Source organism: Pantoea dispersa, from assembly GCF_014155765.1.
GTDB lineage: Bacteria > Pseudomonadota > Gammaproteobacteria > Enterobacterales > Enterobacteriaceae > Pantoea > Pantoea dispersa.
On the sequence record NZ_SCKT01000011.1, the window covers coordinates 107,335 to 117,341 of the forward strand.

Below are 10,007 nucleotides of genomic sequence, written 5' to 3' on the forward strand. Positions count from 1 at the left end.
AATCAAATGGATAACAGCATGTTAGCGATATCGTAAGGAAAAAACATCTGGCCTGGCCAGATTGGTGTAATTATAGATTTACAGTGGTGTTTGGTGGATCTTACAGGCTCTAATATTGTTAATTTTATGATTTATATATTTTAATTTACTTTTATTTTGTGGTCTAAAAGATAGTGGTAATAAAAGTGTACATGTATGGATTGCATGATTTACATGCTGTGGTAAAGTAAGCGTCATCCTCAGTGAGGATCGTAAAACCGCATAACGAGTGAAAAAGGATCGCCATCATGCAAAAAGACGCGCTGAACAATGTGCATATCGCCGACGAACAGATTTTAATCACGCCACAGGAACTGAAAGCGAAGTTCCCGCTGACCGCGGCGCAGGAAGCGCAAATTGCCGCTTCCCGCCAGACCATCGCGGATATCATCGCGGGTCGCGATCCGCGTCTGCTGGTGGTGTGCGGTCCCTGCTCGATCCACGATACCGAAGCCGCACTGGATTACGCTCGTCAGTTACAAACACTCTCTGCACAGTTGAAGGATCAACTGTATATCGTTATGCGCGTCTATTTTGAAAAACCCCGTACCACCGTCGGCTGGAAAGGGTTAATCAACGATCCTTACATGAACAACTCGTTTGATATGGAAGCCGGCCTGCACATTGCGCGTCAGCTGCTGGTCAATCTTGTGGAGATGGGCCTGCCGCTGGCCACCGAAGCACTCGACCCAAATAGCCCGCAATACCTCGGCGATCTGTTTAGCTGGTCGGCGATTGGGGCGCGTACCACAGAATCGCAGACGCACCGTGAAATGGCGTCTGGCCTGTCGATGCCGGTAGGCTTTAAAAACGGCACCGATGGCAGCCTCGGCACCGCAATCAACGCCATGCGCGCCGCTGCGATGCCGCACCGCTTTGTCGGCATTAACCAGGCCGGTCAGGTGTGCCTGCTGCAAACTCAGGGCAACCCGGATGGTCACGTGATTCTGCGCGGCGGGAAAGCGCCAAACTACGGCCCGGAAGATGTCGCGCAGTGCGAAAAAGAGATGCTGAAAGCGGGACTGCGTCCGGCCTTAATGATAGATTGCAGCCATGGCAATTCTAACAAAGACTATCGCCGTCAGCCTGGCGTAGCCGAATCGGCTATCGCGCAGATTAAAGATGGAAACCGCTCCATCATTGGCCTGATGCTGGAAAGTAATATTCACGAAGGCAACCAGTCTTCTGAGCAACCGCGTAGCGAGATGAAGTACGGGGTTTCCGTCACTGATGCCTGCATCAACTGGGAAACCACTGAAAATTTGCTGCGTGAAATCCATCGGGATCTGCAGGGAGTGCTGTCGGCGCGTCTGTCACACGAGGTGTAATGAGTCATGGTGGCTGAACTGACCGCGCTGCGCGATCAAATTGATGAAGTAGATAAAGCCCTGCTGGGGCTGCTGGCGAAACGACTGGCGCTGGTGGCCGAAGTCGGCGAAGTCAAAAGCCGCTACGGGTTACCGATTTATGTGCCTGAGCGCGAGGCCAGTATGCTGGCGTCGCGTCGTCAGGAAGCGGAAGCGCTCGGCGTGTCGCCGGACCTGATCGAAGATGTGCTGCGTCGTCTGATGCGCGAATCCTATGCGCACGAAAATGACAAAGGCTTCAAAACGCTGTGTCCTGAACTGCGTCCGGTGGTGATTGTCGGCGGCGGCGGTCAGATGGGACGTCTGTTCGAGAAGATGCTGACGCTCTCCGGCTATCAGGTGCGTATTCTTGATAAAGATGACTGGCCGCGCGCGGATGAACTGCTGCACGATGCGGGCATGGTGATCATCAGCGTGCCGATCCATCTGACCGAACAGATCATTGCCGATCTGCCAGCGCTGCCTGATGACTGCATTCTGGTGGATCTGGCGTCGGTGAAGAACCGTCCGCTGCAGGCGATGCTGGCGTCGCACAGCGGCCCGGTACTGGGACTGCATCCGATGTTCGGTCCGGACAGCGGCAGCCTGGCGAAGCAGGTGGTGGTATGGTGCGATGGCCGTCAGCCGGAAGCCTATCAGTGGTTCCTGGAACAGATTCAGGTGTGGGGCGCGCGCTTACACCGCATCAGTGCGGTTGAGCACGATCAAAACATGGCGTTCATTCAGGCGCTGCGCCACTTCGCCACCTTCGCTTATGGTTTGCATCTGGCGGAAGAGAACGTCAATCTGGATCAACTGCTGGCGCTGTCCTCGCCTATCTATCGCCTCGAACTGGCGATGGTGGGACGGCTGTTTGCGCAGGACCCGCAGCTGTACGCCGACATTATCATGTCGTCGGAAAGTAATCTGGCGCTGATTAAACGCTACTATCAGCGTTTTGGTGAAGCCATCACGCTGCTGGAGCAGGGCGATAAACAGGCGTTCATCAACAGCTTTGAGCGTGTGGAACACTGGTTTGGTGACTACGCGAAACGCTTCCTTGTCGAGAGCCGCAGCATGCTGCGCTCCGCCAACGACAGTCGCCAGTAATGATTAAGGCATCCGCGAGGATGCCTTTTTGTTTTACAGACGCGGTTCTACCGGTACCACGTTCTCACCGGGATAACAGCCTAATACCTTCAGTGAACGCGTGAGCGCGCGCAGTTCTTCCAGCGCCTGTTGCATGTTCTCCGACTGCAGATTGCCCTGCACATCAATGTAAAACATCTCTTCCCACGGGTTACCGTTGATTGGCCGGTTTTCCAGCTTGCTCATGATCAGATTGTGATTACGCAACACCAGCAGTGCTTCAACCAGCGCGCCGGCCTGCTGGCCCGTCGCCATAATCAGCGTGGTTTTGGCCGGCACCTGGCTGGAGACTTCAATCGGTTTACGCGCGAGCACAATGAAGCGGGTATGGTTCTGCTGCTGATTCGCCAGGTTGCGCTCCAGCACCTGCAGGCCATACAGCTCACCGCCAGCTTCACTGCCCAGCGCGGCCACGCGCGGCGAGTTCATCGCGGCTACCTTCTCCATCGCCGCCGCCGTGCTTTCGGTGTATTCGATTTTCCACTGCGGGAAGCGGTTGATGAACTGGCTGCACTGCTGGAACGGCTGCGGATGGCTATACACGGTTTCAATCTGCTGCAAATCGGTATTACCGCTAACCAGCACGCAGTGTTCGATAGGAATGGTCAGCTCGCCGACGATCGACAGCGACGTTTGCTGCAGCAGATCGTATACGTCATTGATCGAGCCGGAGCTGGTGTTCTCAATCGGCATCACCGCGTAATCCGCCTGACCGCTTTCAACCTGCTGAATGATGTCGTGGAATTTCAGACACCCCATTTCCACCATCGAATCGAAGTGGCGCGTGGCGTATTTACGGGCGGCAAGGTGCGAATAGGAGCCTTTTGGGCCGAGGAAGGCGATGCGCGGCGCGTGCGCATGAGGATGATTCAGGTTTTTCTGCAGCAGCGCCTGCTGGGTTAGCACCGAATCTTCAATCACTAACTGGAACAGGCGCGTGATGTAGTGCGCATCCAGCTGATGTTTTTTACCCAGCGCGATGAGATTTTCCAGCAGGGCGCGTTCGCGCTCGACGTCACGAATCGGGCGGTGGGTGGCCAGCTTGGCCTGCGCTACCTCAACGGCCAGCGCGCGCCGTTCAGCCAGCAGCGTTAACAGCCTGGCATCGACGGCGCTGATCTTATCGCGTAACGCCAGCAGCGGATTCTCGGGATTCATAGGGCTCACCTGTAAAATGTCCAATAAAAAAGCCTCCCGGTTGGGAGGCTTTGTTGTTCGTCTTCGCATTCATTTTCACACGACGAATCGCCTCCCAATCAGGGGAAGGTAAAAAAGAATGCGAAGAAGAACGGCAGCAGTTTCATGATCAATTCCGGCAATAAAGTGAACTGAGAGTAACCGCACAGCTTAAAAGCTGTCAATAAAAAACGCGCCCGCAGGCGCGTTGCTGAAAAGCGATAAATTACCCGGCAGGGGTGAAATCTTTAACACTGCTGGTGGCACGTCGTGCTTCAGGCTTGTGCTGTGCTTTATTTAGCTGGCGCTCCAGCTTGGCGATCAGGTCATTGATGGCCGTATACATATCATCGTGTTTCGCGCTGGCGACCAGCGTGCCGTTTGGCGTGTTAATGGTGGCATCGGCCACAAATTCTTTCGGCTCTTTCGATAACACAATGTGCGGATTTATCAGGTGGGTTTGCCATTTTTCCAGCTTGGCGAGACGGTCTTCGACATGGTTGCGGATTGCCGCAGTGATTTCCATTTGTTTGCTGGTAATGTTCAGAATCATAGTTAAACCTCTCTGTCATTTCCGTCTGGGTAGGACCAGCATACCGCGCAAATCAGGAAAATGTGTGATCTGGATCACATTGGGATGTCACTTTTTGTCAATGCCAGCGAATTGTGAGAAAGGCTGGGAAAAGGGCGAAAAAAGCTTGATGCACAGCGGGGATAGGGGCAAGATTGATGAGTTAACCGTAGCGGAAAAAACCATTTCAGACGGTTTTCTGACCAAAAAAAAGCAGCCACAGCGGCTGCTTTTTTAATGGCACGAAAATCAGGACGCGCTATTCGCCGCAATGATTTTCGCAACTTTGTCAGCTTCCGTCGTCAGCTGCAGCTGGCGATAGGCATTTTCCATCAGCGGCAGCGCGTCACGCGTGGCCTGGGTGTCCGGATAATCGCGCATCATACCTTCAACCCGATTAACTACGGCGACATAGGCACCGCGCTTGGTATAGAATTGCGCCACGGAGAGCTCATACTTCGCCAGGCGATCTTTCAGGAACGTCAGACGTTTCTGCGCATCTGCCGCGTACTGGCTGTTCGGATAGCCGCGCAGTAGCTGAGAGAAGTCACGGAATGCATCACGCGCATGCGTAGGATCGCGGTCGGAACGATCGATCCCGAAGAAGCCCTGCAGCGCGGAATCATCCAGTGCCATGTCCGTCAGGCCCTTCATATAGATCACGTAATCAATGTTAGGGTGCGTCGGGTTCAGGCGCATAAAGCGGGAAATGGCGGCTTGCGCCAGTGGCAGATCGGCATTTTTGTAGTACGCGTAGATCAAATCCAGCTGCACTTGCTGCGAGTAAGGACCAAACGGATAACGGTTATCCAGCGCTTCCAGTTGCTTAATCGCCGCTTTAAAGTTACCGTCCTGCAGCTTTTGCTGCGCTGTGGCGTAAATTTCAGACGGCGGGCTGTCCGGGACCGGGTCCGATGAGCCGGAACAGCCCACCAGTGCCAGGCTCAGGCTCAGTGTGGCAGCAGCCACCAGATGTTTCATACGCGTCATGACGAAATGATTATCCTCAAAGTGTTATGGCGGAAGCTGTCCGTATAGCTCCCGGTAATGACCAGTACGATAGCACATTATATTAAACGGCATCGCCGTGAAAACCCAACGTTAACGAAGAAGCTGTATATGGCACAACAAGTTCAACTCACCGCAACGGTGTCCGAAGCACAGCTTGGACAACGCTTAGATCAGACTTTGGCGGAATTGTTCCCTGATTATTCACGTTCCCGCATAAAAGAGTGGATCCTTGAGCGTCGGGTCAGCGTCAACGGCACCATCATCGATAAACCGAAAGAGAAAGTACTCGGCGGTGAGCGGGTGGCGATTGATGCCGAGATCGAAGAGGAGCAGCGCTGGGAAGCGCAAAATATTCCGCTGGATATCGTTTATGAAGATGACCACATCCTGGTGATCAACAAACCGCGCGACTTAGTGGTCCACCCTGGCGCCGGTAATCCGGACGGCACGGTACTGAATGCGCTGCTTTATCACTATCCGGCGATTGCCGACGTGCCGCGCGCCGGCATCGTGCACCGTCTGGATAAAGACACTACCGGACTGATGGTAGTGGCCAAAACGGTACCGGCGCAGACGCATCTGGTTGAAACGCTGCAGCTGCGTGAAATCACCCGCGAATATGAAGCGGTGGCGATTGGCACCATGACCGCCGGCGGTACGGTGAATGAGCCGATGGCGCGTCACTCTACCAAGCGTACCCACATGGCAGTGCATCCGATGGGCAAGCCAGCGACAACCCACTATCGCATCATGGAGCATTTCCGCGCTCATACGCGTTTACGCTTGCGCCTGGAAACCGGCCGTACTCACCAGATTCGCGTGCACATGGCGCACATTAACCATCCGCTGGTGGGCGATCCGCTGTACGGTGGTCGTCCGCGTCCGCCAAAGGGCGCTTCTGAGGCTTTCATCAGTACGCTGCGCGGTTTTGACCGCCAGGCGCTGCACGCCACTATGCTGCGTCTTTATCATCCGATCACCGGGATTGAGATGGAGTGGCACGCGCCATTGCCGCAGGACATGGTTGATCTGATTGATGCACTGAAAGCCGATACCGACGAGTTCCGCGATCAGCTGGACTGGCTATGAGTGACTGGATCGTGCCGCAGTGGCCGGCGCCGGCGCGCGTGCAGGCTTATTCGACCACGCGGCACGGCGGCGTTAGCGCGGCGCCATGGGATTCCCTCAACCTCGGCGCGCACGTCGGGGACGAGGCGGATTGCGTGATGCACAATCGTCAGCGCGTGGCAGAGCAGCTGGCGCTACCGGCGATGCCGCAGTGGCTGGAGCAGGTGCACGGCCAGACGGTGGCGCGTCTGCCGGCGGCTGCGTCCCTGCCGCGAGCCGATGCGGCGATAACGCGGGAAAGTGGCGTGGTGTGTGCAGTGATGACCGCCGACTGCCTGCCGGTGCTGTTTTGCTGCCATGATGGCAGCGAAGTTGCCGCGGCACATGCCGGCTGGCGCGGGTTGTGTCATGGGGTGCTGGAGCAAACGCTGGCACAGTTTCACTGCCCGGCGAGCGAGATTCATGCCTGGCTCGGTCCGGCGATTGGTCCGCAGGCATTTGAAGTGGGGGCCGAGGTGCGCAGTGCGTTCCTGGCGCAGGATGCCGCTGCCGATGCGGCTTTTCGCCCGACCGGTGAGAAATATTTTGCCGATATCTGGCTGCTGGCAACCCAGCGTCTGCAGGCCGCTGGCGTGCAATCTGTCACGGCTGAGAAGCGCTGTACCTATCAGAAAAGCGCCGATTTTTTCTCCTTCCGACGCGACGGAATCACCGGGCGTATGGCAACTTTGATTTGGCTGAGATAACCTTACGCCGCAAGACGATCCAGTAAGCGTATTTTTTGCTCACAACTCAGGTCATTAACCTTGAAAATTTGAGGGATGACCTCATTTAATCTCCAGTAGCATTTTGACCTGTAATGGGAGGAATCATGCGTCTGGATCGTCTTACCAACAAATTCCAGTTGGCCCTTGCCGATGCACAGTCCCTTGCTCTGGGACACGATAATCAATTCATCGAACCCCTGCACCTGATGAGCGCGCTGCTCAACCAGGAGGGTGGATCGGTACGTCCGCTGCTCAGTGCGGCGGGGGCGGATGTCGCTAGCCTGCGTACCAGCATCGAACAAGCCATCAATCGTTTGCCACAGGTCGAAGGGACCGACGGCGACGTTCAGCCATCAGCGGATTTGGTCCGGGTACTGAATCTGTGCGACAAGCTGGCGCAAAAGCGCGGCGACAACTTTATTTCATCTGAATTATTTGTTCTGGCGGCCCTCGAATCGCGCGGCTCGCTGGCGGACTTACTGAAGTCTGCCGGTGCCACGGCGGACAAACTCGCTAAGGCCATCGAGCAACTGCGGGGAGGGGAAAACGTGAACGATCAGGGGGCTGAAGATCAGCGCCAGGCTTTGAAAAAATACACCATCGATCTGACGGAGCGCGCTGAGCTCGGCAAGTTAGATCCGGTTATCGGGCGTGACGAAGAGATTCGCCGCACCATTCAGGTATTACAGCGTCGAACCAAAAATAACCCGGTGCTCATCGGTGAACCGGGCGTCGGTAAAACCGCCATCGTTGAAGGGCTGGCACAGCGCATCATTAACGGCGAAGTGCCGGAAGGGCTGAAAGGCCGGCGCGTTCTGGCGCTGGATATGGGCGCGCTGGTGGCCGGTGCGAAATATCGCGGCGAGTTTGAAGAGCGCCTGAAAGGCGTACTGAATGACCTCGCGAAGCAGGAAGGCAACGTCATTCTGTTTATCGATGAGCTGCATACCATGGTCGGCGCCGGTAAAGCAGACGGCGCGATGGATGCCGGCAACATGCTGAAGCCGGCGCTGGCACGCGGTGAACTGCACTGCGTGGGTGCCACCACGCTGGATGAATATCGCCAGTACATTGAGAAAGATGCCGCGCTGGAGCGCCGCTTCCAGAAAGTGTTCGTCGCCGAACCGAGCGTGGAAGACACCATCGCCATTCTGCGTGGCCTGAAAGAGCGTTATGAGCTGCATCACCATGTGCAAATTACCGATCCGGCGATTGTCGCTGCGGCAACGTTGTCGCACCGCTATATTGCCGATCGCCAGTTGCCGGACAAAGCCATCGACCTGATTGATGAGGCGGCGTCGAGTATTCGTTTGCAGATTGACTCCAAGCCGGAACCGCTCGATCGTCTCGAACGGCGCATCATCCAGCTCAAACTGGAGCAGCAGGCGCTGAAGAAAGAATCGGATGACGCCAGCGTTAAGCGTCTGGAGATGCTGGAAAGCGAGCTGGATCAGAAAGAGCGCGAATATGCTGAGCTCGAAGAAGAGTGGAAAGCGGAAAAAGCCTCGCTGACCGGCACGCAAAACATCAAAGCTGAGCTGGAACAGGCGCGTCTGGCTATGGAGCAGGCACGGCGTGTGGGTGACCTGGGCCAGATGTCGGAACTGCAGTACGGCAAAATTCCGGAGCTGGAAAAACAGCTGGCAAGCGCCACGCAGGCGGAAGGTAAAACCATGAAGCTGTTACGCAACCGCGTAACGGATGTCGAGATCGCCGATGTGCTGGCGCGCTGGACCGGTATTCCGGTGGCCCGCATGATGGAAGGCGAGCGCGATAAACTGTTGCGGATGGAGCAGGAGCTGCATGCCCGGGTTATCGGCCAGGACGAAGCGGTTGAAGCGGTATCGAACGCCATTCGCCGTAGCCGCGCCGGTTTGTCTGACCCGAACCGGCCGATCGGATCGTTCCTGTTCCTTGGACCGACCGGTGTCGGTAAAACCGAGCTGTGTAAGGCGCTGGCTAATTTCCTGTTCGATAGCGACGACGCGATGGTGCGTATCGATATGTCGGAATTCATGGAGAAACATTCGGTGTCGCGTCTGGTCGGGGCACCTCCGGGCTACGTCGGTTATGAAGAGGGCGGTTACCTGACAGAGGCGGTGCGTCGTCGCCCTTACTCGGTGATTTTGCTGGATGAGGTGGAAAAAGCGCATCCGGATGTGTTCAACATTCTGCTGCAGGTGCTGGACGACGGGCGACTGACCGATGGTCAGGGGCGCACCGTGGACTTCCGTAATACCGTGGTGATCATGACATCTAACCTCGGTTCGGATCTGATTCAGGAACGTTTCGGCGCGCTTGATTACGCGGAAATGAAAGATGTGGTGATGACGGTCGTCGGACACCATTTCCGTCCGGAGTTTATCAACCGTATTGATGAGGTAGTGGTATTCCATCCGCTGGGCGAAAAACATATTGCCTCGATTGCGCAGATTCAGCTGCAGCGGCTGTATCAGCGTCTGGAAGAGCGCGGTTATCAGCTGCACATTTCCGACGCGGCGCTGAAACTGCTGGGCGAAAATGGTTACGATCCGGTTTACGGCGCGCGGCCATTGAAACGGGCGATTCAGCAGCAGATTGAAAACCCGCTGGCGCAGAAGATTTTGTCTGGCGCGCTGGTTCCGGGAAAAACCATCGAAATGGATGTGCAGGACGATGCCATCGTCGCGCACCAATAACGCAACGTGACAAAAACGGGCCTCAGGGCCCGTTTTTTTATGCTGTTTCGCAAGAATTAGCTGGTTTTTGCAACGTGTTGCCTGGAAAGTGAGCGGTCGCGCAAAAACTGCAAATTAGCGCTTGTCAGGCGAAACGAAGTCCCTATAATGCGCCACCACTGAGACGGCAAAGCGGCAACGCAGGCGGCTCAGCAGGGCGTGA

The 10,007-nt window shown here is 55.9% G+C and carries 10 protein-coding genes and 1 other annotated feature; of the genes, 6 read left to right on the plus strand and 4 right to left on the minus strand.

Annotated features, from left to right (window positions below):
* The first annotated feature begins 287 nt into the window (after positions 1-287).
* The gene (locus H7K56_RS21685; protein WP_150361886.1) at positions 288-1,367 is read left to right on the plus strand and encodes a 3-deoxy-7-phosphoheptulonate synthase; all 1,080 of its coding nucleotides are present in this window, start codon (positions 288-290) and stop codon (positions 1,365-1,367) included.
* A gap of 6 nt (positions 1,368-1,373) precedes the next feature.
* The gene (gene tyrA, locus H7K56_RS21690; protein ID WP_150361887.1) at positions 1,374-2,495 is read left to right on the plus strand and encodes a bifunctional chorismate mutase/prephenate dehydrogenase; all 1,122 of its coding nucleotides are present in this window, start codon (positions 1,374-1,376) and stop codon (positions 2,493-2,495) included.
* A 33-nt stretch (positions 2,496-2,528) separates the two neighbouring features.
* On the opposite strand, the gene pheA is transcribed toward tyrA, so the two are convergent.
* From pheA to raiA, 3 genes are all read right to left on the minus strand, one after another.
* Positions 2,529-3,692, minus strand: a complete 1,164-nt coding sequence (gene pheA / locus H7K56_RS21695) for a bifunctional chorismate mutase/prephenate dehydratase (protein ID WP_058776009.1) — start codon at positions 3,690-3,692, stop codon at positions 2,529-2,531.
* 22 nt (positions 3,693-3,714) lie between these two features.
* Positions 3,715-3,839, minus strand: a sequence feature (Phe leader region).
* Positions 3,791-3,838, minus strand: a complete 48-nt coding sequence (gene pheL / locus H7K56_RS23215) for a pheA operon leader peptide PheL (protein WP_121497579.1) — start codon at positions 3,836-3,838, stop codon at positions 3,791-3,793. (Overlaps the previous feature by 48 nt.)
* Positions 3,840-3,936: 97 nt before the next feature.
* A complete protein-coding gene (raiA, locus tag H7K56_RS21700) occupies positions 3,937-4,263 on the minus strand; it encodes a ribosome-associated translation inhibitor RaiA (protein WP_021507319.1) in 327 nt (108 codons plus the stop codon).
* Positions 4,264-4,327: 64 nt separating this feature from the next.
* Here raiA and H7K56_RS21705 point away from each other — a divergent pair, with 64 nt between their 5' ends.
* Complete coding sequence (locus tag H7K56_RS21705) at positions 4,328-4,519, plus strand: hypothetical protein (RefSeq protein WP_150361888.1); 192 nt, start codon at positions 4,328-4,330, stop codon at positions 4,517-4,519.
* An 11-nt stretch (positions 4,520-4,530) separates the two neighbouring features.
* On the opposite strand, the gene bamD is transcribed toward H7K56_RS21705, so the two are convergent.
* Positions 4,531-5,271 carry an outer membrane protein assembly factor BamD gene (bamD, locus tag H7K56_RS21710; protein ID WP_058759616.1) on the minus strand — a complete coding sequence of 247 codons (741 nt, stop codon included), beginning with the start codon at positions 5,269-5,271 and terminating at the stop codon, positions 4,531-4,533.
* Between the two features lie 129 nt (positions 5,272-5,400).
* Between bamD and rluD the strand changes: the two genes are divergently transcribed.
* The 3 genes from rluD to clpB all read left to right on the plus strand — a co-directional run bounded on the left by rluD (position 5,401) and on the right by clpB (position 9,805).
* The gene (gene rluD, locus H7K56_RS21715) at positions 5,401-6,381 is read left to right on the plus strand and encodes a 23S rRNA pseudouridine(1911/1915/1917) synthase RluD (protein WP_132467020.1); all 981 of its coding nucleotides are present in this window, start codon (positions 5,401-5,403) and stop codon (positions 6,379-6,381) included.
* Complete coding sequence (gene yfiH, locus H7K56_RS21720) at positions 6,378-7,106, plus strand: purine nucleoside phosphorylase YfiH (protein ID WP_150361889.1); 729 nt, start codon at positions 6,378-6,380, stop codon at positions 7,104-7,106. Before rluD ends, yfiH begins: the two co-directional genes overlap by 4 nt.
* Positions 7,107-7,231: 125 nt before the next feature.
* Positions 7,232-9,805 carry an ATP-dependent chaperone ClpB gene (gene clpB, locus H7K56_RS21725; RefSeq protein WP_088517859.1) on the plus strand — a complete coding sequence of 858 codons (2,574 nt, stop codon included), beginning with the start codon at positions 7,232-7,234 and terminating at the stop codon, positions 9,803-9,805.
* The last annotated feature ends 202 nt before the right edge of the window (positions 9,806-10,007 follow it).